36 protein-coding genes are annotated in these 23,204 nt (G+C 52.2%); 32 read left to right on the forward strand and 4 right to left on the reverse strand.

The window, feature by feature from the left end:
* Positions 1-130 precede the first annotated feature (130 nt).
* The 21 genes from ACTRWH_RS11420 to map all read left to right on the forward strand — a co-directional run bounded on the left by ACTRWH_RS11420 (position 131) and on the right by map (position 10,861).
* Positions 131-916, forward strand: coding sequence for a hypothetical protein (locus tag ACTRWH_RS11420; protein WP_085681451.1), 786 nt, complete (start codon positions 131-133; stop codon positions 914-916).
* 332 nt (positions 917-1,248) lie between these two features.
* Positions 1,249-1,581 (forward strand): hypothetical protein, encoded by a 333-nt coding sequence (locus ACTRWH_RS11425; RefSeq protein ID WP_085681450.1) that lies wholly within the window; start codon positions 1,249-1,251, stop codon positions 1,579-1,581.
* Positions 1,578-2,087, forward strand: coding sequence for a hypothetical protein (locus ACTRWH_RS11430; RefSeq protein ID WP_157665619.1), 510 nt, complete (start codon positions 1,578-1,580; stop codon positions 2,085-2,087). Before ACTRWH_RS11425 ends, ACTRWH_RS11430 begins: the two co-directional genes overlap by 4 nt.
* Positions 2,088-2,719: 632 nt before the next feature.
* The gene (locus ACTRWH_RS11435; RefSeq protein WP_085681447.1) at positions 2,720-3,133 is read left to right on the forward strand and encodes a GNAT family N-acetyltransferase; all 414 of its coding nucleotides are present in this window, start codon (positions 2,720-2,722) and stop codon (positions 3,131-3,133) included.
* 3 nt (positions 3,134-3,136) lie between these two features.
* Complete coding sequence (locus ACTRWH_RS11440) at positions 3,137-3,460, forward strand: hypothetical protein (RefSeq protein ID WP_085681446.1); 324 nt, start codon at positions 3,137-3,139, stop codon at positions 3,458-3,460.
* 132 nt (positions 3,461-3,592) lie between these two features.
* On the forward strand, positions 3,593-4,183 hold the full coding sequence (locus ACTRWH_RS11445) for a hypothetical protein (RefSeq protein ID WP_085681445.1): 591 nt from the start codon (positions 3,593-3,595) through the stop codon (positions 4,181-4,183).
* Positions 4,184-4,247: 64 nt separating this feature from the next.
* Positions 4,248-4,559: a type II toxin-antitoxin system RelE/ParE family toxin gene (locus ACTRWH_RS11450; protein ID WP_012137896.1), complete on the forward strand. Its 312-nt coding sequence runs from the start codon at positions 4,248-4,250 to the stop codon at positions 4,557-4,559.
* Positions 4,552-4,839, forward strand: a complete 288-nt coding sequence (locus ACTRWH_RS11455; RefSeq protein WP_012137897.1) for a helix-turn-helix domain-containing protein — start codon at positions 4,552-4,554, stop codon at positions 4,837-4,839. The genes ACTRWH_RS11450 and ACTRWH_RS11455 overlap by 8 nt, the downstream gene beginning before the upstream one ends.
* Before the next feature lie 94 nt (positions 4,840-4,933).
* A complete protein-coding gene (locus ACTRWH_RS11460) occupies positions 4,934-5,560 on the forward strand; it encodes a hypothetical protein (protein ID WP_075195942.1) in 627 nt (208 codons plus the stop codon).
* A 61-nt stretch (positions 5,561-5,621) separates the two neighbouring features.
* Positions 5,622-6,023 carry a GFA family protein gene (locus tag ACTRWH_RS11465; RefSeq protein WP_075195941.1) on the forward strand — a complete coding sequence of 134 codons (402 nt, stop codon included), beginning with the start codon at positions 5,622-5,624 and terminating at the stop codon, positions 6,021-6,023.
* A gap of 142 nt (positions 6,024-6,165) precedes the next feature.
* Positions 6,166-6,603, forward strand: a complete 438-nt coding sequence (locus tag ACTRWH_RS11470) for a thiol-disulfide oxidoreductase DCC family protein (protein WP_085681444.1) — start codon at positions 6,166-6,168, stop codon at positions 6,601-6,603.
* Positions 6,578-6,997, forward strand: a complete 420-nt coding sequence (locus tag ACTRWH_RS11475; protein WP_085681443.1) for a DoxX-like family protein — start codon at positions 6,578-6,580, stop codon at positions 6,995-6,997. Before ACTRWH_RS11470 ends, ACTRWH_RS11475 begins: the two co-directional genes overlap by 26 nt.
* A complete protein-coding gene (locus ACTRWH_RS11480; protein ID WP_127400810.1) occupies positions 6,978-7,190 on the forward strand; it encodes a GNAT family N-acetyltransferase in 213 nt (70 codons plus the stop codon). Before ACTRWH_RS11475 ends, ACTRWH_RS11480 begins: the two co-directional genes overlap by 20 nt.
* Positions 7,111-7,446 (forward strand): HigA family addiction module antitoxin, encoded by a 336-nt coding sequence (locus ACTRWH_RS11485; RefSeq protein ID WP_227517777.1) that lies wholly within the window; start codon positions 7,111-7,113, stop codon positions 7,444-7,446. Before ACTRWH_RS11480 ends, ACTRWH_RS11485 begins: the two co-directional genes overlap by 80 nt.
* Positions 7,447-7,551: 105 nt before the next feature.
* Positions 7,552-8,037 (forward strand): GNAT family N-acetyltransferase, encoded by a 486-nt coding sequence (locus ACTRWH_RS11490; RefSeq protein WP_157665618.1) that lies wholly within the window; start codon positions 7,552-7,554, stop codon positions 8,035-8,037.
* 53 nt (positions 8,038-8,090) lie between these two features.
* Positions 8,091-8,267 carry a tautomerase family protein gene (locus tag ACTRWH_RS11495; RefSeq protein WP_083637225.1) on the forward strand — a complete coding sequence of 59 codons (177 nt, stop codon included), beginning with the start codon at positions 8,091-8,093 and terminating at the stop codon, positions 8,265-8,267.
* On the forward strand, positions 8,268-8,603 hold the full coding sequence (locus ACTRWH_RS11500) for a hypothetical protein (protein ID WP_075195937.1): 336 nt from the start codon (positions 8,268-8,270) through the stop codon (positions 8,601-8,603).
* 172 nt (positions 8,604-8,775) lie between these two features.
* A complete protein-coding gene (locus ACTRWH_RS11505; protein ID WP_085681440.1) occupies positions 8,776-9,162 on the forward strand; it encodes a hypothetical protein in 387 nt (128 codons plus the stop codon).
* A 39-nt stretch (positions 9,163-9,201) separates the two neighbouring features.
* Positions 9,202-9,693, forward strand: a complete 492-nt coding sequence (locus ACTRWH_RS11510; protein ID WP_227517776.1) for a 2-thiouracil desulfurase family protein — start codon at positions 9,202-9,204, stop codon at positions 9,691-9,693.
* Positions 9,694-9,888: 195 nt separating this feature from the next.
* Positions 9,889-10,095 (forward strand): ParD-like family protein, encoded by a 207-nt coding sequence (locus tag ACTRWH_RS11515; protein WP_085681438.1) that lies wholly within the window; start codon positions 9,889-9,891, stop codon positions 10,093-10,095.
* The gene (gene map, locus ACTRWH_RS11520; RefSeq protein WP_126810456.1) at positions 10,088-10,861 is read left to right on the forward strand and encodes a type I methionyl aminopeptidase; all 774 of its coding nucleotides are present in this window, start codon (positions 10,088-10,090) and stop codon (positions 10,859-10,861) included. Before ACTRWH_RS11515 ends, map begins: the two co-directional genes overlap by 8 nt.
* 120 nt (positions 10,862-10,981) lie before the next feature.
* Here map and ACTRWH_RS11525 read toward each other — a convergent pair whose 3' ends face one another.
* Together ACTRWH_RS11525 and ACTRWH_RS11530 are read right to left on the reverse strand one after the other, a co-directional pair.
* Positions 10,982-11,860 carry a dihydrodipicolinate synthase family protein gene (locus tag ACTRWH_RS11525; protein ID WP_085681436.1) on the reverse strand — a complete coding sequence of 293 codons (879 nt, stop codon included), beginning with the start codon at positions 11,858-11,860 and terminating at the stop codon, positions 10,982-10,984.
* Between the two features lie 24 nt (positions 11,861-11,884).
* Positions 11,885-12,661, reverse strand: a complete 777-nt coding sequence (locus ACTRWH_RS11530; RefSeq protein ID WP_085681435.1) for an aldolase — start codon at positions 12,659-12,661, stop codon at positions 11,885-11,887.
* Positions 12,662-12,770: 109 nt separating this feature from the next.
* Here ACTRWH_RS11530 and pdxR point away from each other — a divergent pair, with 109 nt between their 5' ends.
* On the forward strand, positions 12,771-14,240 hold the full coding sequence (gene pdxR, locus ACTRWH_RS11535; RefSeq protein ID WP_085681434.1) for a MocR-like pyridoxine biosynthesis transcription factor PdxR: 1,470 nt from the start codon (positions 12,771-12,773) through the stop codon (positions 14,238-14,240).
* Positions 14,241-14,294: 54 nt separating this feature from the next.
* Here pdxR and ACTRWH_RS11540 read toward each other — a convergent pair whose 3' ends face one another.
* Complete coding sequence (locus tag ACTRWH_RS11540; protein ID WP_085681433.1) at positions 14,295-14,531, reverse strand: thioredoxin family protein; 237 nt, start codon at positions 14,529-14,531, stop codon at positions 14,295-14,297.
* 142 nt (positions 14,532-14,673) lie between these two features.
* Between ACTRWH_RS11540 and ACTRWH_RS11545 the strand changes: the two genes are divergently transcribed.
* From ACTRWH_RS11545 to ACTRWH_RS11585, 9 genes are all read left to right on the forward strand, one after another.
* A complete protein-coding gene (locus ACTRWH_RS11545) occupies positions 14,674-14,994 on the forward strand; it encodes a winged helix-turn-helix transcriptional regulator (protein WP_085681432.1) in 321 nt (106 codons plus the stop codon).
* A gap of 186 nt (positions 14,995-15,180) precedes the next feature.
* Positions 15,181-15,531 carry a VOC family protein gene (locus ACTRWH_RS11550; RefSeq protein WP_085681431.1) on the forward strand — a complete coding sequence of 117 codons (351 nt, stop codon included), beginning with the start codon at positions 15,181-15,183 and terminating at the stop codon, positions 15,529-15,531.
* Positions 15,532-15,561: 30 nt separating this feature from the next.
* Entirely contained in the window at positions 15,562-15,984 is a 423-nt protein-coding gene (locus ACTRWH_RS11555) for a hypothetical protein (RefSeq protein WP_227517775.1), read from the forward strand.
* A gap of 189 nt (positions 15,985-16,173) precedes the next feature.
* Positions 16,174-17,205 (forward strand): branched-chain amino acid aminotransferase, encoded by a 1,032-nt coding sequence (locus ACTRWH_RS11560; protein ID WP_085681429.1) that lies wholly within the window; start codon positions 16,174-16,176, stop codon positions 17,203-17,205.
* Between the two features lie 22 nt (positions 17,206-17,227).
* Complete coding sequence (locus tag ACTRWH_RS11565; RefSeq protein WP_085681428.1) at positions 17,228-17,803, forward strand: O-methyltransferase; 576 nt, start codon at positions 17,228-17,230, stop codon at positions 17,801-17,803.
* Between the two features lie 117 nt (positions 17,804-17,920).
* Entirely contained in the window at positions 17,921-18,328 is a 408-nt protein-coding gene (locus ACTRWH_RS11570; protein ID WP_085681427.1) for a VOC family protein, read from the forward strand.
* Positions 18,329-18,422: 94 nt separating this feature from the next.
* Positions 18,423-19,112, forward strand: a complete 690-nt coding sequence (locus tag ACTRWH_RS11575) for a DUF899 domain-containing protein (RefSeq protein WP_085681426.1) — start codon at positions 18,423-18,425, stop codon at positions 19,110-19,112.
* Positions 19,113-19,136: 24 nt separating this feature from the next.
* On the forward strand, positions 19,137-20,060 hold the full coding sequence (locus tag ACTRWH_RS11580) for a M14 family metallopeptidase (RefSeq protein WP_085681425.1): 924 nt from the start codon (positions 19,137-19,139) through the stop codon (positions 20,058-20,060).
* A 199-nt stretch (positions 20,061-20,259) separates the two neighbouring features.
* The gene (locus tag ACTRWH_RS11585) at positions 20,260-20,514 is read left to right on the forward strand and encodes a hypothetical protein (RefSeq protein WP_085681424.1); all 255 of its coding nucleotides are present in this window, start codon (positions 20,260-20,262) and stop codon (positions 20,512-20,514) included.
* 132 nt (positions 20,515-20,646) lie between these two features.
* Here the strand turns inward: ACTRWH_RS11585 and ACTRWH_RS11590 are convergent, their stop codons facing one another.
* The gene (locus tag ACTRWH_RS11590; RefSeq protein ID WP_085682041.1) at positions 20,647-21,954 is read right to left on the reverse strand and encodes a short-chain fatty acid transporter; all 1,308 of its coding nucleotides are present in this window, start codon (positions 21,952-21,954) and stop codon (positions 20,647-20,649) included.
* A 231-nt stretch (positions 21,955-22,185) separates the two neighbouring features.
* Here ACTRWH_RS11590 and ACTRWH_RS11595 point away from each other — a divergent pair, with 231 nt between their 5' ends.
* The gene (locus ACTRWH_RS11595; RefSeq protein WP_075195921.1) at positions 22,186-23,196 is read left to right on the forward strand and encodes a DctP family TRAP transporter solute-binding subunit; all 1,011 of its coding nucleotides are present in this window, start codon (positions 22,186-22,188) and stop codon (positions 23,194-23,196) included.
* Positions 23,197-23,204: the final 8 nt, after the last annotated feature.

Consider the following 23,204-nt stretch of genomic DNA (forward strand, 5'->3'; position numbering starts at 1 on the left):
AGTTCTACCTGACTGTATTCAGAGTATCGAGGTGGTGTCTGGGTATTAGTTTTAACAAATGCGGTCAAGGGAAGCTCCTGACGTCGCGCCCCTGCCGCTGGCGTTTTAGGGTATAAGTTGAGGAAATTCTGTGACTCGGCCTATCAGTACTCCCGAAGAGAAAATCGCTGGCTCAGAGCTTCTTTCTCACCTGGCCGCAATTGGCAGGTCGGTAACACCTATTGAGCGAGAAATACCGGATAGGCCAGATTTGTGCTTCCTTCTTGATCAGTTTCGTGTTGGCTGTGAATGCGTACAGGTTCCGCCTGCTCGAGTATTTAAATACCTACATACACGATTCAAGCAACTAGAAAAATCAGACGCGGCGGCAGTTCGAATTATCTGGCCTCAGGAGCAGCATTTCTGGATTAAAGAAGCCATCGAGTCGAAGAACAAGAAGATTGGAGCGTACAAGAAAAATTGTAATGCAGATAAGATCTGGTTGCTCATTCATGATCCCCTAGCCCAGAACATAAACCTAGTTCGGTCTGACAATGATGAAATTATGCACCTAATTAAATATTCTGCGAATAGACATTCACATGGCTTTGACGAGGTCTATTTTTTCTCAAAATTTTCGGGTGTGACCAAGATCTTCCCAGTGAGTGATGCCTGGGCGTCTGTGAACTTTAATTTCTCTGATGGCTATCCTACTTCTGGCTTTGTGCAGGGAAGAGGAAAATATACTACCACAGCCCATGGAGCGGAGCCGAGAGTTTACGATTATGGCATCGTGACGCCAGAAATAATCGAAGTTCCGCCGCAAGATCCGGAATTCAGAAAACATCGGCCGAGCTATAAACTACAGAATTACCGACTTACGATAGTTACGGGGGCGACCAGTGCCGAAGCTAAATTCGACCCCGTTGATGAGTAGCCCTAACCCATATGAGCCTTCTATGAATCAATAGGCAATAGTCATTTTTTTGGCCGCGCCAGCGGCCAACCCAAACCGTGAGCGAGAACGCCTTCTTCGTCAGTCTTGTGGGGCTTCAGGTACTCACAGCAAACACACATAGGGGCTCTCTTGCGTCGCTTTAGGCCACGGCCCGGCCGGTCGTTCCAACGGGGGTAGAGGCACCAGCTATTAAGCCTTCAATCCCATTCCGAGGGCGTGCATACCGCAAAAAATAGGGCTTTTGAGCCTAGCCAACCTTTGGGTTAACATCTGATATTCGTAGGGAACTCAAGGAAAGGAGAGCAGGACACATGGAATGTCCAACCATTTCCGGACTTCGGCTGGATTCCGAAGATCTGGAGGCTATCGAAGCCATTCGAAAAGCGCAGCGTAATGGGAATATGCTGGAAATCATGTTGCCGGCAGGTGTTCTAACCACCATTTTCCTTGGCAACAACTCCACACAGGCTGCGTACAATATCCACTCCACGGATTGGGCTCAGTTTGCAGAAGCAATGACCCACATTTCACCAATGGTCAAAAAGAGAATTGTGACCATCTCCCAGATGCAACGTTTACGCGCTGGCTTGTCCTACGAACAGACTCAATTTTGGCGAGCAGTCGAGGCGGGGTGTCAGCCATGAGAATGGGTAAAGCAGCTGTTGTTCTGTGTTTAAGTTGGCTTTCCGCATCGTGTCAGGCCGGGGATGCGTCTGTCTCTAAGCGGTATATCGAGTCAAATATAGAGCGATTGGAAGCGGCGATCGTGAAGTGTGATTCAATGGCTGCTGAGAACGGCATGCCGGATTCAGACGTTGTCGATCTACTCCGGCAGTACGAGTATGAAGACGTGCGAGCCTTCCTCATTACCCGAAGTGCGGCGATGGCGAATGAGTGCCAAAAGCCCCACCTGACTGATTTGGCATACACAATTGGCATGCTAGAGGCATCTACTGCCTACGCTGAGGTCGATGATTTGATTTCCAGCGTGAAATCCCTGATGTACGGAAAGGAAACATGGGCGCTCAAGGAAAGGTATCTGCAGTTGCCGGACGACATGAGGGAAAATCTCGAGGCGATACCATACTTCCAGGAGCCTTTTCGTGATATTCCAATAATCGAAAAGCTGGAATCTGCGAATAGGCCGTAAACATTCGCTGTACATGGATGGCCTTTACGCCGCTCCGTTCTGTTAAAACCATCGGTGAGCTTCGCGTTAACTTCCACGGAAGAGCAGAGTGAAATTCGAAGTATCGAGCAAGCTTGAAATCAGCCCAGATGAGGTCAGCGAGCTTCTCACCATGAGAGGAGTAAACTCGGAGCTGAGCCCTCTTATACGCATGACCGCGCCTCCCCAATGGGCGAACCGACCGATCTTCGAGTGGCCTACGGGGCGAGTGCTTTTTTCGAGCTGGATACTGCTTTTTGGGATCATCCCGATTGACAGGCACACGTTCTTTTTCCAGAGCATGGATCGTCAACGGGGCTTTACGGAGACGTCTAGTTCTTTAACCAACAAATTGTGGCACCACTGTCGGGACATTGATTGGAGTGGGGCAAACTGTCTGGTTACCGATACTGTTGAGTTCCAATGCAGAGTGCCCCTAATGACATACCTACTCGCGCCAGCTTACCGGTTCGTCTTTCGGCACCGTCACAAGGTGCTAAGGTCATGCTATGGGGGCAGTGCAGTTTAACCAGTCAACTAACTGTAGTTCCGCCGGTGCTGCAGGAAAGGGATAAAGCCCGGTTTCGGCGTTTTGAATCAGGGAGTAGCCATCGATGGAGTGGCGCAAGAACGAATACCTTATCACCGACGACAAATCCCGGGTGCAACTGGATGTTGTCCACCGCTTGCTTGCCGCAACCTATTGGGGTAGCCGTCGTCCGAGGGAAATCGTAGACAGTATGGTTGCGGGTTCCATTTGCTTCAGTCTTTACCGTGGTTCGATGCAGATTGGTTTCGGGCGAGCCGTCACCGACAGTGTTACGTTTACGTGGGTAGCGGATATTGTCGTTGAGCCGGAGTTTCGCGGTGCGGGTCTGGGGCAGTGGATTGTGGAATGTTTGGTTGCGCATCCGGCTATTGAGGGCACTCAAATGGTGTTGCAAACCCGTGATGCTCAAGGGTTGTATGAGAAGTTTGGCTTTTCTGGGAACAGCGCTCTCATGAGCACCAACGTTGCTGGTTTATAGAAAGTGATTGAAATCACGGTAGCCTCGGCACTGATCGTCCTGTACCTGGTCTTGAATCGTGAGGATGTCTACGAGGTGCAGGTTGCCTATGCATCAGCTTTCATGGTGATTTATCTGGCGATCTATTTGTACGTTCCCCCCAAACTGGGGATAACGGCTACTCATTTGGGCCATATTTTCGGGTTTGTCCCGGCGGTCTCCTTTGGGGCAATTCTGTTCCCGGAATTGAATGCTCGATTTCCGGTCGGAGTTACCAGGTTCTGTGGATGGCTTGGGTTGGTGGTGGTTTTCTCAATCCTTTGCGTTTTGAAGGTCTTTGTTTGGTGAGCATTAGCCTTACTGGTGCTCTGTCACCAAGTTTGTAAGTGTTTGTATGGGTATATGGTGAAACCACGATGTACTTCGCAGTTGTAACTATGAAACGGCTTTTGCGGCCGTTTATGGCGGGTGTTCGATGAAATGACGATTTCCATCCCTGGTATAAGAAACAAACATGGCGCCACAACTGCGGATGTGGTTGCAGAGCAGATTGCGCTTTGCAAAGCGAACCTTTTTACAATTGAGAAGGTTGCTTTTTTTCGCAGGCCCAGAGAAAAGCGAGACGAAATCAATCGCAGGTTGAGAGGGTGTCATGATTTCATGGGTATGGCTGGTTCTCGAAAATTCGGCTGTCTCTATCGCGAAGTGGGTCTAAATCCTGAGATCCCAGTAGTCTGCGAACACGCTATTCCGGTATCAGCAATGGTGTCCTTATACGAGGCAGGAATTCCCTTTGAGGAGTTAGTATTCTTCCCAGTAGCTCGAATTGCCAGAACCTCAGATCAAAAGTTTGGCCGCCTAGGCCTCACAAAATCTGGGCATGACCTTGAGCGGCCGTTCTTGCGCTACCATACCGCCGGAATAGAGGTTGAAACCCACTTCGGTGAAAAGATTTCCTGTAAGGACTGGAGCATTGAAGATCATTGGAACTTGGTAGATGAAACGCCGGAACTCTCAAACATTCGACAAGAAGTGATGGATAAGCTCTCAGTCGATCAATGTACGGTGTGAAAGCTACGTTACATTTTACGGCTCCGATCTTGAGGTTTATACGGCAGAGCCGTATATTCTGGTAATGCTATTCATCGAAACCTCAACGTTCACCAAGCTATTGCCGAACTACCTCACGGACGAGGAATACCGTGGGCTTCAAACCTACCTTTTGCAGAAGCCGGATGCCGGGGATCTAATCAAAGGCTCGGGTGGCGTTCGTAAAGTTCGATGGGCACCAGCGGGTTCGGGAAAGAGCGGTGGTATCAGAGCCATTTACTACTGGAAGAAGTCTGACCACGAGATATGGATGCTCACGCTGTACAGTAAATCAGAGCGCGCCAGCATTCCTGGCCATACGCTCAAGCAGATAGCGGAGGCGATCAAAAATGGGTGACAGGAACCTTGGAGCAGAGATTCTTGACGGTATCAATGAAATCAAGCAATTCAAGAAGGGCAAATTGGCTCTACGAACACATGAGCTTTCTGAGCCCTCACCGCCCAAAGTGATTAGGCTGAAGTTGAATATGTCGCAATCAGCGTTTGCAGGTCTAATGGGAGTGAGCGTGCGAACTCTTCAGGATTGGGAGCAAGGACGCAGGGAGCCACAAGGCCCAGCGGTTGCTCTTTTGCGCATTGCTGAACAACACCCGGAAGTTTTTAATCAGCTTCACTGACCAAGATGAGGTGTCATCAAGCTATGTACCGGATGCCAGAACCCCCGCTTCGCTGTGGCTGTGTCATCGGTGATGGTGGGAGTTGTAAATAATTATGGGCATAGAGATCGCTGACATACTAAAAGAGCATTCCGTCACCTTAGTCTTTGCAGTGATGGTGTCGGTTGTTGGGCTAGCTCTGAAAGTTGCCAAAAGCATTTACGACTTCTATGAGGAGTACATTATTCGTAGATCATATAGGCGAATTGCTGATCTATCCGAGATAGTCAAGGAGTCTGGGCTTCATAGGGATTTTCTAAGTGACTTGAAAAACAATGAGGTATTTAGGGTGGTCTCTGGAATAAAGTCATCACCAAAAAAGTCGAAAGCGTTAATGCGACTTTATTTATCGGGTAACGTTTCTCTTGATAGATTGCAAGGAATCTCGAGGTATTTGGAGCCCTCCTCTGACGGCGGACTAAAGCTGTCGATATCTAGGTTCGAGAAGTTCGCCTCTTTATACTCTTTAGTCTCGGCTTCGATAATTTTCTTTCTTGGTCTTCTGATGGCCACTCAGCTACTGTTTTCAGATAACAGTGTAACCAGCTTCCTAGGAATGTTAGTGATGTTGGTTTTTTCATTCTTGGCAAGGCTTATGTCTAAGGACTTCAGAAATTTGCGAGATGTAAAGAAAATCGATCTCAGCGAGGTATCTAATAACTCACTTGCAGATGAACGCTGATATATCGATTGAGTGAGGCATTGATGTGCCGCGTCACCTGCAGATCATAGAAGAGAATCCTATGACTAAGCATGTCGGTTCTTGCCTGTGTGGCACAGCGAAATTTGAGGTCCATGGGGACTTCGACAGCTTTTACCTGTGTCATTGTGAGTATTGCCAGAAAGATACGGGATCCGCTCATGCGGCAAATTTATTCTCGCAGTCAGCTAAATTGGTCTGGCAGTCGGGTGTAGATGCTGTGACTTCCTTTACGCTCCCTGGCACTCGTCATAACAAAAGCTTCTGTAAGTTGTGTGGTTCGGCATTGCCAAACACTCAGGTCGCAGGTTTGCTCGTTGTTCCCGCAGGGTGTTTGGACACTGAAGTCTCTGTGTTGCCAACTGCGCACATCTTTACATCGAGCAGAGCGGTTTGGGACGAAGCGATTGGAGACGTGCCAGAGTTCGAGGTCCTGCCAGAGTGAGCTAGGATCACATAACCAGAGATTCTTGGCGGAAGAGCATGCTCTGGCGCGTTTAGCAGAGTGAAATATAAAAAACCGTTCAAACCAACCGGTACTTCGCTGTGTTCGGCACCGGCGCTTTAAAGTAGACGTTACCTCAGTTATGAAACAACAATCGCAATCTGAAGCAGATATTGCTCACGAGGATCGAGTGGTCCTGTTCGACGGAGTGTGCCGATTGTGTTCCGCTTGGGCGCGGTTCCTCATCAGGTTCGATAGAGAACGTCGATTCAAGTTGGCGACTGTTCAGTCACCTGAAGGCCAGGCCATTCTGGAATCGCATGGTTTCCCAACGGATTCATTCGAAACCATGCTGCTTGTTGAAGGGCCCAACATATACACGAAGTCCTCAGCGTTTTTCAGAGTAATGCTTCGGTTACCATGGCCGTGGCCACTTTTCTGTATTGGCTGGGTTGTCCCCTCAGTCATTCGGGACTGGCTTTACGACCGCATCGCACTAAATCGTTACAAGCTTTTCGGTCGCTATGAAGTTTGTATGATTCCGGATAAAGATCATGATTCGAGGTTCCTGGGCGAGTAGCCCATTTTTTAGCTATGCAGTCTGCCGTGGCGCTATCGCCTTTATTTGGTTCTATCATGGCTTGATTCCGAAACTGCTCTATCCGCATGAGGATGAACTGGCTATGGGGATGGCAGCGGGCTTTTCACCGGCTGGTGCGTTGCAGTTGGCAACTATCAGTGGCGTACTAGAGATCACCATGTCGGCTGTTGTCTTGATATTTTGGCGCCAGCGATGGCCGATAGTCGTTACATTGATTGCAATGATCGGCTTGCTGGCATTTGTGGCTCTGATGCAGCCCATGCTGCTTGGGGCAGCCTTCAACCCTGTGTCAACGAATGTCGCTGTAGCCGCGCTTTCAATCGTTAGTTTGCACCTTCTGAGCGTGGTAGAGAGTGGTAACCACGAGGATTAATGGCGAGCTCATTAGCCTCGGTAACCCAATTTCAGACGGTAGCTTGGTAGTGTATTACCATCAGCTACTCGTGCACCCAGATCAACACGGTAAAGGTGTTGGTAGGAAAATAGTTGAGGCGATGCAGCGGCGAATGCCAAAGATATGGACTTACCCGGCCTTCGTTTGCACGAACTCTCTGGCACCCGGGTGAAGTACTGCGAGAGCTTTGTCTTGAGCCCCTTGGCCTCCCTGTCACGGCGGCGGCTAAAGCATTGGGTGTTAGCCGCAAAACGCTAAGTGCCGTGTTGAATGGCAAAGCTGGTATCAGTCCTGAAATGGCGATCCGGCTCTCTATTGCTTTCGATACTTCGGCAGAAAGCTGGTTGAATCAGCAGTCCCAATATGAACTCTGGCATGCCGAACAACATCGCAAAGAGCTCAACGTGAAGAGGCTTGTTGCAGCCTGAAGCAGCGCATAATCAAGCCATACAGCTAATGCCATTTTGTTGCGCTACATGGGCGCTGCCAAACAAAGGTGTTGAGTAATAGTCTAAAACACGGAAGAGATGGTTATGATCAGGGATGTGGTCTTCCCCGCAGATAGCGATGAGTTAAGAAAGCTTATTCTCGAGTATGCAGATTGGCTGGGTATCGATCTTTCCTATCAGGATTTTGAGGGAGAGATGGCCTCGCTCGAAGCACTGTTCTCGCCGCCTAGCGGCCAATATACATTCGCAATAGAAAGTTTTCGTATCGCCGGTGGTGTTGGGTTTAGACGGATTGAGGAGTACACAGCCGAGGTGAAGCGCCTGTACGTACGTCGACAGTATCAGGGTAAGGGACTCGGGCGTGTGCTCATGGACAATCTGCTATTGAAGCTGAAAAGAATGGGTTATACCCGAGTCGTTTTGGACGCCGTGCCTCCTACGAAAAAAGCCCAGGAACTATACGAGTTAATGGGCTTTGAGGAAATCGAGCCCTATTTTTTCAACCCGACGCCCGGCACCAAATTCTATGGCCTTGATCTGCAGAGTTATGCTCTGGAGTCAAATGCTTAACGAGGTCAAGAGATGCTACTGATGTGGCGCACATGTTGCCTCGTTTCATTCCAATGGATGCTGAGGACTTTTACTATCCAGGTGGTAGATCACCCGCTTACACGGTTATTAAGATTAATATGATGCAGGGGCGCACCTCGGTGATTCGGAAGGTTCTAGTTAAGGAGTTATTCAGCAAAATCGAGTCGGAGGTTGGCATTCGTTTTGTGGCAATTGGAAAAGAGACTTGAATGACAGCAAAATTTAGCCAAGCGAAAGAAAAGCTTTTAAGCACGGGTTACCCGCGTTGGCGCAATATTCTATCTTGCGTGATTCTTGTGCTACTCGCTACGGGGGCAGTTTCGGCTTGGTGGTATGCGTATTACACAGCAACTGACGTAGAGTGCCACAAAGGTTTTCTGTATTTCTCAGTCGTGTGGCTGGTTGTGCAATGGGTGGTGATCGGGTATTTATTCCGATATCAAAATATTCCGGCCTTTGCGCGGGGCGGCATCAAGTTACTGATACTTCTTGGTAATGTGTGGTTTGGGCTTTTCATTTTTTCACTCCAACCGTGTGCCTCATAGGTCAAGCACATCACCAGAGACTATGGTTTCGACCCCCAAGCCTCAAATAAAGGCCATCTCACCTTGCTGCCAGTAGAAAATAGCAAGCTGCGATGGTAATTCTCTATACGTGTCGGTGGACGCGCTAAAGTAAGCCACTACACCCTGACCCTGCATCAAAGGAATGAATCGGATGGCGAGTGAAAGCTGGTTGTTAATTGGTGGACTGGTCGCCATCGTTGTAGCGGTTGTCCATTCAGTGCTTGGCGAAGTTCTGATTTTCCAGCGAATGCGTAAAGAGACAATTGTCCCAACGCAGGGGCAGCCGGTCCTCAGAGAGCGTTACGTTAGAATTTTGTGGGCCACATGGCACATCGTTTCTGTATTCGGTCTGGCCATTGCGGGGGTACTCATTTTCATGTCTCTTCATCCGGTCACCGATGTCCGAGGCTTGTTTCTCCGAGCGGTGGCAATTTCAATGGGCGTGTCCAGCGCATTGGTACTTTTCGCAACTAAAGGAATGCACCCGGGGTGGGTTGGGCTACTGATCGTGGCGATATCATCGGCAATGGCATTTTGAGAATGCTGCATAAACACAGCAATATTGAGGTCTAGTAAGTTGAGAAGAGTATTAATGAGCGCCTGCCTTCTAGGGAAACGGGTTCGATACGATGGTGGGAGCCTTTCGATGAATGATCAGCTTGTAGAGATCTGGATAACAGAAGGTCGGGTTGTTTCAGTGTGTCCCGAAGTTGAAGCCGGAATGAATATCCCAAGGATGCCTGCGGAGATTTACGGAGGAGGCGGGAACAATGTATTAGACGGCGAATCCGACGTTATTGAAAAGGGCGGAAATATTGTCACCGACGATTTTATTGCAGGTGCTTCTATTGCTCTGGAATTGTGCAAAAAGTTCAGTATTGAGATAGCGATACTGGCCGATTCCAGTCCTTCTTGTGGAAGTTCATTTATCTATGACGGTCGCTTTTCAGGTAACCGAACTCCAGGCATGGGTGTTACGGCTGCGTTGTTACGTCGGCATAATATCCAGGTATTTAGCCAATATGAGATAGCAGAAGCTAATAGCGCCATCCACGCGACAAGCGCGTGATGGTCCTTTTCCAAGGCACCACCTGAACCATGATTAGAACGGAACGATTGATACTTCGGCAATGGGATGTCAGACCTACCTATGCTGCGCTTTTCTGCGCAGTGCAGCCACACGTTAAACAGTTCATTACTCATCTTGAATGGCTGCCACTGCCGATATATGATCCGTATATAAATCGTATATTAAGGGGCTGCTATGGGAATTGTTAAGATTGACGATGAATTACACGGGGAGATCCGCAAGGCAAGTGCCGTGATGGTTCGCTCTATCAATGCTCAGGCTGAATATTGGATAAAAGTTGGCATGCTTGCCGAGGCGAATCCCAGCATGTCGTTCTCCGAAATCATGTGCGACCAAATGAAAATGGCCGAGGTAGACATAAGGAAGGCTGTCGGTGGCTAGTGTAAAACGGAAAAGCACCGAGGAACTGAATGCAATGCGGGAGTCCGGTCGGCTCCTCGCAACGGTTTTCGACTACCTTGATGGCCATATCGAGATCGGCGTATCTACTATGGATATCAACGATCTTGCGGAGAGGTACATCGTCGATCAGCTGAACGCTCGCCCAGCGAGTAAAGGTCAGTATGGGTATCAGTATGTTCTGAATAGCTCTGTAAACCGGGTTGTATGCCATGGCGTTCCTTCGACCGCTCAGAAACTGAAATCCGGGGATATCATCAACGTAGATATCACGTTAGAGCAGGGCGGATTTATCGCTGACTCCAGTAAAATGTACATGATCGGCGACGTACCTCCGGTCGCCAGGCGTTTGGTCGATAAAACCTATGAAGCCATGTGGGAAGGGATTCGAAGCGTAAAGCCTGGTGCCACACTTGGAGATGTCGGCCATGCCATTCAAAGCCACGCCCAGAAGAACGGCTATTCAGTTGTTCGCGAGTATTGTGGGCATGGGATTGGTCGAGAAATGCATGAAGAGCCACAGGTTCTGCACTATGGCCAGCGTGGAAAAGGGTTGGTCCTCCAGGAAGGCATGGTGTTTACAATAGAGCCCATGATTAACCAGGGTAAGGCCAAGGTTAAGTTGAAGAAGGATGGGTGGACCGTTGTCACCAGTGACAAGAAGCTGTCGGCTCAGTGGGAGCATACAGTGGCCGTTACCTCCGATGGTTATGAGGTACTGACACTCCGGGCCGAAGAGCATAGTTAAGAGCCTTTAAGTCCACGGCTTTTTCGTTGCGGCGGCGCCTTCACTACAAAACCGTGGACTTCCCTCACTTCAATAGACAGGCATCGATAACTCCGCAATAGCCTTTGTTATCACCTGCTCTTAAGCAAGCCCCTCCAACATTCCCTGAAGGCGCTGCTGTGCCTGCTCATTCAAAGGAAGAAGAGGCTTTCTCGGGTTGCCGACATCGTTGCCTTGCAGGGCCAGGCCGGATTTCACCGCTGCCGCCAAGCCCGATGAAACGATAAACTCCAGAAACGCGTACTGCCGGTAAAACAGCTCTTTGGCTTTCTCGTTTTCACCTTGCTTAACGGCATCATACAGCTGCTTCGGCTTGTCACCGATCAGGCAGGGGGCCGCCGTACACCAGCCGGTGGCACCCGCATTGAGGGCTTCCAGGGCCATGTGGTTGCAGCCATTAAAGAATGGCACTTTGCCATCCGATAGCGTGTAGATTTTATGCATACGCTGAATGTCGCCGGTGCTTTCCTTGATCATGCTGGCGTTCGGGATGCGCTCAACCATTTCCAGCATGAATTCTGGGGACATATCCACGCCGCAGGTGGCGGGGTTGTTGTAGATCATGATGGGCAGTGGGCTGGCGCTTGCGACTGTTTCGTAGTGCTGGAAGATTTCCGCCTCGCTCAACTTGTAGTACGAGAATGGCGAGAGCATGATCGCGTCCGCACCAATTTGATAGACATGCTGCGCTTTTCGCACAGCCTGTTCGGTGGTCAGCTCGGCGATGCCGATGACCACCGGCACCTTACCCGCAATATGCCGCACCGTGTACTCGGCCACCTGCTTCCATTCCGCTTCACTCAAATAGGCGGCTTCACCGGCACTGCCCAAGGCCGCTATGGCGTCCACTTTGGCTTCAAGCAGCACATCGATGACGTCGCCGAGCTTATTGAGTTCAACCTGTTTATTGTCCTGGCTAAAAGGGGTTACCGGATAGCCAATGATGCCTGATAGGTTCATGTCCTGTTCCTCGAAAAAAGGTTGTTAAATGCAGTCCGCGTGGTGTTTAAGCGCCTGCCGTGCGTAGTAGGCAAAATTCACTTTGTTGCGCTTGTCGGTGGATACCCAGTCGTGTGCTTCTCGGGCCAGCTCGTGTGGCAGCGGCTTGATCTCTCCTGCAGCCATCGCAAGCAGCTGCAGCTGTGCCGCGCGCTCTATCAGCACGGCCAGGTTGCAGGCCTCTTCGATCGTCTTGCCGGTGACCAGTTGGCCGTGGTGGGAGAGGAATACGGCGCGGTTGTTGCCCAGGGCGTTTGAGATCAGCACGCCTTCCTCATTGCCTACGGGGACACCAGGCCAGTCCGCGACGAACGAGCAGTCGTCGTACAGAGCGCAGACGTCCATCTGGGAGATCTGCAGGGGTACCTCCAGCATGGCCAGCGCAGCCACGTGGGTCGGGTGGGTGTGAATAATGCAGTTAACCTCCGAATGCTCTTTGTAGATCCAGGTATGGAAGCGGTTGGCGGGGTTGGGCATGCCTTCCCCTGCCAGCGACTTGAGATCATGGTCGACAGTGATCAGGTTGTCGGCCGTAATCTCGTCGAACCCCAGCCCCAGTCGCTGGGTCAGGAAGGTGTCGCGGTGCCCGGTACGACAGGTGATCTGGCCCGCCAGACCCGAGTCATGCCCCTTGTCGAACAGAATGCGACAGGTGAGTGCGAGCTTCTCACGGTCGGACAGCTCCATATCCTGAATCATGCTTTGCATATCGCGTTCGGTACTCTGCATCAGTGCCTGCTTGCTTGCGGCGGCGGTCTTCATACGAGTTCTCCTTGGTGTCAGCTTTGACGTGGGGAGTACGATATCGCTATTCTGGACCGGCAATAAGAGCCAGTTTTGTTAGGTTATCTGGTCCAGTGGAGAGTCAGGCATGTTAAGACCCTGGAAAACGCAGCTGTGGCTGGAGGACAGCCCCGGCAAAACCCTGCATGCAAGATTGCTGAATACGTTGACGGTGGATATCAAGGAAGGCCGGCTGTCGCCGGGGAGCATGCTGCCGGGCTCCCGCTCACTGGCCGAGCAGTTGGGTGTAAATCGCAAAACCGTGCAACAGGTGTATGAAGAGCTGGAGGCCCAGGGCTGGCTGGTTACGCGCCCGCGGTCGGGAACCTTTGTGTCCGAGACCCTGCCCGAGCAGGGGCTCTCGTCCTCTGACCATCAACTGGTTAACAGTACCAACAGGACTCGATCCGCCTCGGAGCTGGTGGAAATCCTCTATCAGGACGCGCTTAGCGCCTACGACGCAGTGCCGGTCACCAATGACGGCACCCCGGATTCCCGGTTGATCCCCTATCAACTGCTGGCGCGCACCTATCGACGGGTCTGTATTGAGCTGAGCCGCAACTCCAGGCTGGGCTATGGCGATCCCAAAGGCAGTGTTGATCTGCGCAAGTCGGTTGCGAAAATGCTGTCTGGTGACCGCTTTATGAATTGCTCAGCCGAGCAGGTGTGTATTGTCAGGGGTAGCCAGATGGGTATCTATCTCGCCTCCCGTATTCTGGACCCGAGTAAGGGGGCCATCGTGATGGAAGACCTCTGCTATCTGCCCGCCCGGGCAGCCTTCGAGTCGAATGGTTTCAAGGTGCTGAAGTGCAGGCTGGATGGCCAGGGGCTGGATATCGAACACCTGCAGGCTTTGCTCGCCGAGCATTCGGTTGCCGCTATTTATGTCACACCGCATCACCAGTATCCCACCACCGTTTGCTTGCCCATGGATCGTCGGCTAGCACTGTTGGAACTTTCCAAAGCACACAGATTCGCGGTGCTGGAGGATGATTATGATCATGAATTCCACTACGAGACGAACCCTGTTCCCCCACTTGCGAGCTTGCCCAATGCCGAGAACGTGGTGCACATTGGCTCGATGTCCAAAGTATTTGCGCCGGGTTTAAGGCTTGGCTACATCGCAGCGGACACCCGGTTCATCGAACGAGCTGCGCAGGAAATCATACTAATTGACCGCCAGGGCAATACAGTCACAGAGCAGGTTTTGTCTAACCTGATGGAGTCTGGTGAGGTCCGGCGCCACATTCGTAAGACGCGCAAGGAGTATGAGGCCCGGCGTAATTTTGCTGCGACCGAGTTCACCCGGGTGTTTGGTGACAAGGTATCTTTTACTTTGCCTACCGGCGGAATGGCTATCTGGGTTGATATTTCCAAGCTGGCCAAAAGCCGGGAGCTGGATAGCCTGCCAGGTAAGGATTCGACCCTTAGTACTGCCTATACGGACGATCAGGTGGCGCCGACTCACCTGCGATTTGGGTTTGGAGCGTTAAGTAAAGCTGAGATAACCCAATCGGTGGAGTTGTTAGCGGAGGAGTTGAACTCGACAGGACGTTAGACAGCGAAAGTGCGGCGCCTCAGCAATCAGAGGCGCCGCGAGTGGAGGCAACGATTACTTCAGATCTGAGATGCTTGCCCCAAAGTTGATATGGAACGGAGCCCCTTCCAGGACAAGAGCCGGGACTGACTTGACTCCGGCTGCCTCGGCTTCGGCGATCCTCTTCTTGTCGTTGCCGAGATGGACCACTTCAACATCGTAGCGAGAGCGATCAATCGCCTCGGCAACATGGTCCTCAGCGGCGACACATACAGGGCATCCTGCGTGGTAGAAAATAGCTTTGCCACTCATTATTGAACTCCTAGAATCAGTTGGTTGATTGGCGTGCGCACGACTAAACGATAGAGTTGGCAGAGTGCGTTGACTAGTGGGCACAAATGAGTGGGCTGGGCACCTTTTGGTGTAATTTGTCGAAACTAAAGGAGAAAATTTCTTGCAGACTCGCAGTACCTATCGAAAGTTGGAGGATATAGTGGGCTGCAAATGGTCGGTTTCCGTCCTTCTCGCCGTGGAGAAGGGGATTAACCGGCCGGGGGCCCTTGAGCGACATATTGAAGGAATCTCGGCAAAAGTCCTCTCTGAACGACTTCGAAAACTTACGGCATATGGCCTGATGGACAAGGAGAGCTTCCCGGAGGTCCCACCGCGTACCGAGTATTCGCTTACTAAGTCTGGTCAGAGGCTCATCAAAATCATTCAGCAAATCCAAGATCTCGATGTCGAAATGAGCGAAAAGAGTGAAAAGTCTGTGTAGATGCAACTATCACATAACGCATATGATCCTTCTCGGAATCAACAGAGAATAGGCATTTTGTTGGCCGCGCCAGCGGCAAACTGAACTCATGAGCGAGAACATTTGCCTCGACAGTTTTGTTCAGCTTTCAGACGATTAGCGACTCACCGGTTAGAGCTAAATGAACCTCAATCTGCGGGAGACAAAATGAAGGTAAAACGAATCGTTACCAACATAGCGGCGGCAACCCCCTCCGAAGCAGAGAAATTCTACTCGGCTATTTTTGGGCTTAAGGTTGTGATGGATCATGGATGGCTAAGAACCTATAGCTCGGGCGAGGAAATGATCACTCAGGTAAGCGTGGCATCGGAAGGGGGCTCGGGAACGCCAGTTCCTGATCTGTCTATCGAGGTTGATAACCTGGAGATCGCTTTGGAGAGAGTGAAGAATGGAAATATTGAGATTGAGTACGGCCCGGTAAGTGAGCCCTGGGGTGTCCGCCGGTTCTATGTTCGTGATCCGTTCGGAAAGCTCATCAATGTATTACAGCACGAGTAACCGTTGGGGAATGCTCTAACGGTTCGTTCCGTGTCAGATGGTAAAAATATGGAACCCGTTGTTCAGGAAGAAACCACTGGTTGTGGTATAGCCGCAAGTGCAGCTTTAGCAGGCATCAGTTATGCCGAGGCTAAACGGACTGCAAACGCGCTGGGTATTTACGCCGACGATACGGCGCTTTGGTCAGAGACAGATCATGTCCGGAAGCTTCTACAGGAGTTTGGTCTCTCGGTGTCGCCTAAAGAAACGCCATTTGAGTCCTGGGACTGCCTTCCCGACAAGGCGCTCTTGGCTATCAAGTGGCACGTAGAGCGTGATAAGCCGTTCTGGCATTGGGTAATTTTTGTCAGAGAGCGTGGTGATGCAAAGGTGTTGGATTCCAGGAAGGCACTGAAAGCAAATGTCCGCCGGGATTTCGGGCGCATGAAACCCAAGTGGTACATTGAGATATAAAGCGAATAGGCCGCAGCAGTGGTGGCCTGCACCGGTTCATGGGTTTGGTTCAAAAGGGAGCCAAAATTCAAACTGAATGTTAGGTATGTAACAGTCGATTCAGTCTAGGTTCTGACGGGATCAAACAAGCAGACAAGGAGGTGTACAGATGAAGCAAATGGGTCGCTGTCTCTGCGGAGGCGTTCAATCGTGAAAGAAACCCCGTCAGCAAAGCTTGTATCGTCAGCTAATCATACCGCCTCGCCATTTGGCACTCAGTTTTGCGATCATATGACACTCGTCCGTTTTGCCGATGGGCGTTGGTCTGAGGTGGAGACACTGCCGGTAGGACCTTTGCCGCTACACCCAGCATCTCATGTGTTGCATTATGGCAGTTCGTGTTTCGAGGGCATGAAAGCTTTTCGGATGCAGAATGGCGGCGTTCGTATTTTTCGCTTCGACCGCCATGTTGAACGCTTCCAGCGCAGCGCCGAGTTGCTTTGCTTGCCTCTGCCGCCCGCCGACATTGTCGAAGCAATGATCCGCCAACTCGTTGATTTATGTCTTGACGATATACCGGAAGCACCTGGTGCGCTCTACCTACGGCCGGCACTGATTGGCACGGAGGAGAACATCGGTGCGGCGGGTGCGCCCTCTGCACAGGCCATGCTCTATGTGTTGGCGTCGCCCGTCGGAGATTATTTCTCGAGAGGTGGTCATGGTTTGACTATCCTGATCGAAGATCAGGAGTTGCGGAGTACTCCCGGCTTCGGTCAGGCGAAAGCCGGAGGTAATTATGCCTCAGCGCTTCGCCATGTCGTTAAAGCCAGGAAAGAACATGGAGCAGATCAGGTGTTGTTCTGCCCGAACGGCGATGTGCAGGAAACAGGGGCGTCGAACTTCTTCCTGATCAATGATTCTCAGCTGCTCACGAAGCCTTTGGATGCGTCGTTTCTGCATGGCGTCACCCGGGATTCGGTAATAACCCTTGCTCGAGACTTGAACTATGACGTCATCGAACGAGATTTTACCGTTGCTGAGGTCATGGATTGGATTCAGACCGGAGAAGCCGCGTTATCCGGAACAGCGGCTGTTCTTTCTGGTGTGGGGTCGTTTGTGCACAAAGGCGCTACATACAAGGTAGGCGATGGTAGCGCCGGCCCTAACACTCGAAAACTGAGCGACGCACTGCGGGCACTGCAATCTGGTAGAACTGAAGATAGATTCGGCTGGCTGAGCTGATTGTTGCTTCTGGAGTAGCGACGTGAAACTCAAGGAACTTTTAGAAGAACTCGAGACGCTAGGGAAAGAGAACGATGCGTCGGTAGAGCAGAAAGATCGCAAGTACCTCAACATCACCAGGGATACCGGGGAGTTCTTGTCGGTACTGATAAAAGCTGGCGCAGTGAGACAGGTTCTGGAGATCGGAACGTCTAACGGTTATTCCACCTTGTGGATAGCGTCCGCGCTACCAGAGGATGGACATGTGACCACTCTGGAAGTGTCTCCGTTCAAGATTAGTCAGGCCAAAAGCAACTTCAAACGTGCCAATCTCGATCATAAGATCACTGTGGTACAAATGGGCGCCGTCGATTATCTCGGGCAAGCTAGCCGTTTGTATGATCTGGTTTTTCTTGACGCCGACCGCGCGAGCTACGTTCAAGTTGCTGACCAAATCGTTTCCCTCATTCGGCCCGGGGGCATTCTGGTGTGTGACAATGCGGTTTCGCACGCTGAGGAACTGAGGGAATTCATTGATTTTGTCGACAGCACTGGCGGGTTTACCACCACTACTGTGCCGGTAGGCAAAGGTGAGTTCGTGGCGTGTAAAAAAACATAATCAAGACTGGTGGTGGGAACGCTTGGAACCGGTTTCTTTACAACCTCGTTAAGCACCGGCGGATGCGCGCGTGTGTGGTCCGCTGCGGAATGTTATCTGATTGGAACGGAGGCACAGATGAAATCCATCGCAACGTCACTCATGTTTGTTGGAGAGCAGGCTGGGAAAGCCGAGGAGGCCATCAGGTTTTATACCTCGCTATTCGTTGGTTCAGAGATCGACGATATTCAACGTTACCAGGCCGGCGAGCATGAACCAGAAGGTTCTGTGAAAATGGCGAAGTTTAAGATAAACGGTCGAGAGTTTATGGCGCTCGACAGCCACCTTGATCACCAATTTACGTTTACGCCCTCCATGTCGCTGTATGTTGAGTGCGAATCGGCGGGCGAAATTGAGGAAGTATTTAAAGCCCTGGCAGAAGGTGGCTCAGAGCTAATGCCGCTGGATAATTATGGTTTTAGCCAGAAATTCGGGTGGTTGAATGATAGGTATGGTGTGTCTTGGCAGCTAAACCTGTCGAACTAGTGTGGCGACAACTCCAGCCCAAAACCGTGCGCAGTGTTACGCAGTTTCCGCGGTTGCCGGAGGCCCTACATTGAACGCATAGGAGACTCAGACAATGGCGACAGATAAACAGCCACTACCGGAGGTCGTTTCTCCGGAACAGTGGAAAGCGGCGCTGGATCAGCTTCTTGTAAAAGAGAAAGAGTTAACCCGGGCACGGGATGCACTGAACGCTGAGCGTCGGAAGTTACCGATGGTGAAGGTGGCCAAGCGCTATACGCTCCAGGGAGAAAATGGCGCAGCGTCCCTGCTCGATTTGTTTGAAGGGCGCCGTCAGCTCATTGTTTATCACTTCATGTTTGCCCCGGATTGGAATGCTGGCTGCGACGGTTGCTCCTGGTTGGTAGATGCCATGACTCACCCGGCCCACCTGCATGCTCGCGATACGTCGTTGGTTATGGTGTCACGTGCACCAAGAGAAAAGCTCACGCAGTACAGGTCGCGGATGGGATGGACGGCGCCTGTTCCATGGTATTCGTCTTACGAGAGCGACTTTAACGTCGATTTCGGCGCAACCACGGATAACGGCGAAAGGCACGGTGCCAGTGTTTTTATTCGCGACGGAGATGATATCTACCGCACCTACTATACGGGTGCGCGTGGCGTCGAATATCTCGGCACTCTCTGGACATATCTGGATTTGACCCCCTTTGGTCGTCAGGAGACGTGGGAAGACTCACCGGAAGGCTGGCCGCAGACGGAGCCCTATGTCTGGAATCGCCGCCACGACGAGTACGACGTCTGACAACTCATATGGAGGAAAGATGATATGAACACGGCTCCCGCACCCTATCCCATCGGTAAGCCTGGCACTCCCTGGGGTGAGGTGGAACGTGCTGAGTGGTTGTCACAGCAGACCCGTCAACGGAGCTATGAGTCTGATGTGTTGAGCGTGATCGAGCGTCTGCGCCCACGTTTTGATGTGGAAGAATATGGCCGTCTGGATTATGGCGCCAACCATTATCCGCTGATGGCGATTCGCAGCCGCGACTGGCGTGAGGATTTGCCAGTCGTGCTGATAACAGGCGGGGTACACGGCTATGAAACCAGCGGTGTACACGGCGCACTGCAGTTTCTTGATCAGCATGCGGCGGATTACGCGGGCCGTGTCAATCTGTTGGTCGCGCCGTGCGTCAGCCCTTGGGCATACGAGCGCATTCATCGCTGGAACCCGAACGCGGTCGACCCGAACCGTTCGTTCCGAGATGACGGTTTGGCGGATGAGGCGGCGGCGCTTATGCGACTGGTGGCCCCCGTTCGCGATCATGCATTGATGCATATCGATCTGCACGAGACCACTGATACGGATGAAACCGAGTTTCGTCCCGCGCTCGCGGCCCGAGACGGCAAGCCGTTCGAGCCGGGGGAAATTCCTGACGGCTTCTATCTGGTCGATGACAGCGAAAGCCCAGAGCCCGAGTTCCAACAGGCGTTGATTGAGGCGGTGGAGCAGGTCACACACATCGCACCGGCTGATGGTAACGGCGAGATCTTTGGCTCACCGGTCGCCGCTCGGGGCGTCATTCAGTACCCGCTCAAACAGCTGGGCCTGTGTGCCAGTATCACTAGTGCTCCATACAGAACCACCACCGAAGTCTATCCCGACAGCGCACGAGTGACCCCCGAGCAATGCAATGCAGCGCAGGCTGCTGCCGTGTGTGCGGCGATCGACTACGTGCTGGTGAGCCCGTAGGGAAGGACAGTCATGATTCTGCAACTAACGTGGGTCGTTATGAGCAGCACAAATGTTTGAGGGGCTGCTCAACCCCGGCGGCTTCCAACTGTCTATTCCGTAATTTGTCTCTGGTTGAAAAAGCCCCTTCCGGCCGTAACGTCATGATGAGTGAGGCGAAAATTCCCCATCACTCAATTGCACCAGTGGGAGGTAAGCAATGGCAAACGCACAAAACTGGAAACGCGAGCGGGAACAGTATCAGGCGGCCTGGGCCAAGTACCAGAACGTGGCTGAGCGGATAGATGCCAAATACGAAAGCCTCGATAGTGGCATCAAGGACCAGGCGCCCGCCGAGGAAGATCTATCGGAGCTACAGGAAGCCTGGAAAGAGCTTGAGAACGCTCGTGAGCGCCTTGGTGAGTATAACAATGAGCTCCATGAGCGGCATATGGCCCAAGGTAAAAGCATGTGATTTTGTTGAGCAAGACCGCGCCATTCTGAGGAAGCGCTAGAGGCGTATCCTGAACGCGTGTCTAGATAGCTTTTATCCGTGTCAAAGGCCGGAGAGTAGTGCTACTCTCCGGCCTTTATATTTGGATGGCAGTTAAAGCCAGGTCAGGCCCGCGCTGATAATGATGCCGGTGACGATCAGCAGCATCAGGCAGTAGCCCATGATGTCCTTGGCTTTCAGCCCAGCGATGGCAAGCACCGGCAGAGCCCAGAAAGGTTGCAAGAGATTGGTCCAGGCGTCGCCCCACGCAACCCCCATGGCCACTCTGGATATGTCAGCGCCAAGCTCCTGTGCAGCAGGCAGCATAACCGGCGCCTGAACGGCCCACTGGCCGCCGCCGGATGGCACAAATATGTTGACCACCCCGGCGCTGATAAAGCTCCAGAATGGCAAGCTCTCGGCGCTCGCAATGGACACAAACCCTGTTGAGATGCTTGCTGCCAGTCCGGAAGCTGTCATTACGCTCATGATGCCGGCGTAGAACGGAAACTGGATAACGATGCCGGCGCCGCCTTTCACGGCTTCATTCAGGCTGGCAAGCAGGCGCTTTGGGGTCTGGTGCAGGATGATGGCAACGAACAGGAACATGAAGTTCACGATGTTCAGGTTCAGCCCGCGACCCTCGATAAAGTATTGGAAGATGAATGCGATACCACTGAATCCGATCAGCCAGGCAAGTGTTCTGCTGTTCTCCAGATAGTCGGCCGGGCGATTGATAACAACCGAAGTGTCGGGCTCATCGTCCAGGATTTTGGGGTCCGCGTACACGCTGTCTCTTTCGTTGGGCAGCATGAGGCGGTTAACCAGGGGCACAATAATAAAAAGTGCAGCGACGATGGCCAAGTTGAAGAAGGCGAAGATGGTTTCACTGGTGCCGATAACGCCGATCACATCTGCAGTGAAGTGGTTTTCGGTGGCAATCGTCAGTGGGATGGAGCCTGCAAGCCCGCCGTGCCAGACAATGAACCCGGAATAGGCACTGGCAATCAGCAACGGATAGTGTACGCGGATTTGCCGGGCGAGGGCTTTGGCAAACAGCGCGCCGACCACCAGGCCAAAGCCCCAGTTGATCCAACTGGCGATCAGCGCGATGAAGGTAACCAGTACAATTGCCTGGCCCGGTGTTCTGGCAAGGCCTGCAATCCGGTTCAGGATGCCACGCACCAGTGGGGTGCTCGCCATCATGAAGCCGGTGACCAGTACCAGCAGCATTTGCATTGAGAAGGTCAGCAGGTTCCAGAAACCGTCCCCCCACATCTCTACTACCGCCATGGGGCTATGCCCCTGGAACGCCATAGCGGCAACGAATGACAGCAGTGTCAGTATGATGACGAATAGGTAGGGGTCCGGTAGGTATTTGTCTACCAGACTGACCATAGGTTTGGCTGCTCTGTCTAACACATTGTCCCCCAATATTTTTTTCAGCTTGTTTTGTTGCTGGCAAGCTAAACTAAAAGCCTGGGGTAGCACCAACTATCCTTTCGCCGTATTGCATTACTCATTCATTGGGGGAGGGGGTACTCCCACCTTCGTCTATTGCTCCCAGATAGCCCGATTTCTATAATCAATCGTTGGTCCGCTGCCTGATAGCGGCACAGCGATCTTCACAATCCCAATAAAAAGGAAAACCACATGTTGAAACGTCGCTCTCTTCTTGCTGCCGCGGCGGCTACCCTGCTGTTCAGTGCCGTTGCTCAAGCCGACTACAAGGATGAATACACCGTTTCCACCGTACTGCCGTCTGCGTTTCCCTGGGGCCAGGCTGCCGACAAATGGGTGGAGCTGGTGAAAGAGCGCTCCGATGGGCGTATCAACATGAAAATCTACAGCAACTCCCAACTGGTTTCCGGTGACCAGACCAAAGAGTTCTCGGCGATGCGCTCCGGGCTGATCGATATGTCGGTGGGGTCCACCATCAACTGGTCGCCTCAGGTGCCCGAGCTGAACCTGTTTTCCCTGCCTTTCCTGATGCCGGATTATGCCGCCATCGATGCGATCACCCAGGGCGAGGCTGGCGAAGCTGTCTTTGCCGCGATCAAGAAGCGTGGTGTTACACCGCTGGCCTGGGGCGAGAATGGCTTCCGCGAGCTCTCCAACTCCAAGCTGACCATCGATGAGCCGGCCGACCTGGATGGCCTGAAAATACGCGTAGTCGGTTCGCCGCTGTTCCAGGATACCTTTACGGCCCTGGGCGCTAACCCCACCCAGATGAGCTGGGCCGATGCCAAGCCGGCGCTGACCACCGGTGCCGTCGACGGCCAGGAGAACCCGCTATCGGTCTTTGACGTGGCGCGTATCGATCAGGTTGGCCAGAAGTACCTGACCCGCTGGCACTACATGGCAGACCCGCTGGTGTTTGCAGTCAGCAACAGCATCTGGGACCAGTTCAGCGAGGAAGACCAGGCGCTGCTGAAGCAGGCGGCGATTGATGCAGGCCAGTGGGAAATCGAGAAATCCCGTAGCGAAATCGATGCGACCCTGGCCGCCATCAAGGAACGTGGCGTAGAGGTCACCGAACTGACTGATGAGCAGCGTGATGCCTTCATGAAGGCCACCCAGTCGGTTTATGAAACTTGGACTCCGCGCATTGGCGAGGATCTGGTCAAGCAAGCGCAGGAAGCGGTCGCCAACCGTAACCAGTAAGCGCGATC

Source organism: Marinobacter sp. G5_S1_61_S3, from assembly GCF_054968585.1.

Excerpts from the sequence above, each read along its gene's own strand:
- ACTRWH_RS11425 (WP_085681450.1), top strand. The coding sequence starts at position 1,249 with ATGGAATGTCCAACCATTTCCGGACTTCGGCTGGATTCCGAAGATCTG.
- ACTRWH_RS11430 (WP_157665619.1), top strand. The coding sequence starts at position 1,578 with ATGAGAATGGGTAAAGCAGCTGTTGTTCTGTGTTTAAGTTGGCTTTCC.
- ACTRWH_RS11435 (WP_085681447.1), top strand. The coding sequence starts at position 2,720 with ATGGAGTGGCGCAAGAACGAATACCTTATCACCGACGACAAATCCCGG.
- ACTRWH_RS11445 (WP_085681445.1), top strand. The coding sequence starts at position 3,593 with ATGACGATTTCCATCCCTGGTATAAGAAACAAACATGGCGCCACAACT.
- ACTRWH_RS11450 (WP_012137896.1), top strand. The coding sequence starts at position 4,248 with ATGCTATTCATCGAAACCTCAACGTTCACCAAGCTATTGCCGAACTAC.
- ACTRWH_RS11455 (WP_012137897.1), top strand. The coding sequence starts at position 4,552 with ATGGGTGACAGGAACCTTGGAGCAGAGATTCTTGACGGTATCAATGAA.
- ACTRWH_RS11460 (WP_075195942.1), top strand. The coding sequence starts at position 4,934 with ATGGGCATAGAGATCGCTGACATACTAAAAGAGCATTCCGTCACCTTA.
- ACTRWH_RS11465 (WP_075195941.1), top strand. The coding sequence starts at position 5,622 with ATGACTAAGCATGTCGGTTCTTGCCTGTGTGGCACAGCGAAATTTGAG.
- ACTRWH_RS11470 (WP_085681444.1), top strand. The coding sequence starts at position 6,166 with ATGAAACAACAATCGCAATCTGAAGCAGATATTGCTCACGAGGATCGA.
- ACTRWH_RS11475 (WP_085681443.1), top strand. The coding sequence starts at position 6,578 with ATGATTCGAGGTTCCTGGGCGAGTAGCCCATTTTTTAGCTATGCAGTC.
- ACTRWH_RS11490 (WP_157665618.1), top strand. The coding sequence starts at position 7,552 with ATGATCAGGGATGTGGTCTTCCCCGCAGATAGCGATGAGTTAAGAAAG.
- ACTRWH_RS11495 (WP_083637225.1), top strand. The coding sequence starts at position 8,091 with ATGGATGCTGAGGACTTTTACTATCCAGGTGGTAGATCACCCGCTTAC.
- ACTRWH_RS11500 (WP_075195937.1), top strand. The coding sequence starts at position 8,268 with ATGACAGCAAAATTTAGCCAAGCGAAAGAAAAGCTTTTAAGCACGGGT.
- ACTRWH_RS11505 (WP_085681440.1), top strand. The coding sequence starts at position 8,776 with ATGGCGAGTGAAAGCTGGTTGTTAATTGGTGGACTGGTCGCCATCGTT.
- ACTRWH_RS11515 (WP_085681438.1), top strand. The coding sequence starts at position 9,889 with ATGGGAATTGTTAAGATTGACGATGAATTACACGGGGAGATCCGCAAG.
- ACTRWH_RS11525 (WP_085681436.1), bottom strand. The coding sequence starts at position 11,860 with ATGAACCTATCAGGCATCATTGGCTATCCGGTAACCCCTTTTAGCCAG.
- ACTRWH_RS11530 (WP_085681435.1), bottom strand. The coding sequence starts at position 12,661 with ATGAAGACCGCCGCCGCAAGCAAGCAGGCACTGATGCAGAGTACCGAA.
- pdxR (WP_085681434.1), top strand. The coding sequence starts at position 12,771 with ATGTTAAGACCCTGGAAAACGCAGCTGTGGCTGGAGGACAGCCCCGGC.
- ACTRWH_RS11540 (WP_085681433.1), bottom strand. The coding sequence starts at position 14,531 with ATGAGTGGCAAAGCTATTTTCTACCACGCAGGATGCCCTGTATGTGTC.
- ACTRWH_RS11550 (WP_085681431.1), top strand. The coding sequence starts at position 15,181 with ATGAAGGTAAAACGAATCGTTACCAACATAGCGGCGGCAACCCCCTCC.
- ACTRWH_RS11570 (WP_085681427.1), top strand. The coding sequence starts at position 17,921 with ATGAAATCCATCGCAACGTCACTCATGTTTGTTGGAGAGCAGGCTGGG.
- ACTRWH_RS11575 (WP_085681426.1), top strand. The coding sequence starts at position 18,423 with ATGGCGACAGATAAACAGCCACTACCGGAGGTCGTTTCTCCGGAACAG.
- ACTRWH_RS11580 (WP_085681425.1), top strand. The coding sequence starts at position 19,137 with ATGAACACGGCTCCCGCACCCTATCCCATCGGTAAGCCTGGCACTCCC.
- ACTRWH_RS11585 (WP_085681424.1), top strand. The coding sequence starts at position 20,260 with ATGGCAAACGCACAAAACTGGAAACGCGAGCGGGAACAGTATCAGGCG.
- ACTRWH_RS11595 (WP_075195921.1), top strand. The coding sequence starts at position 22,186 with ATGTTGAAACGTCGCTCTCTTCTTGCTGCCGCGGCGGCTACCCTGCTG.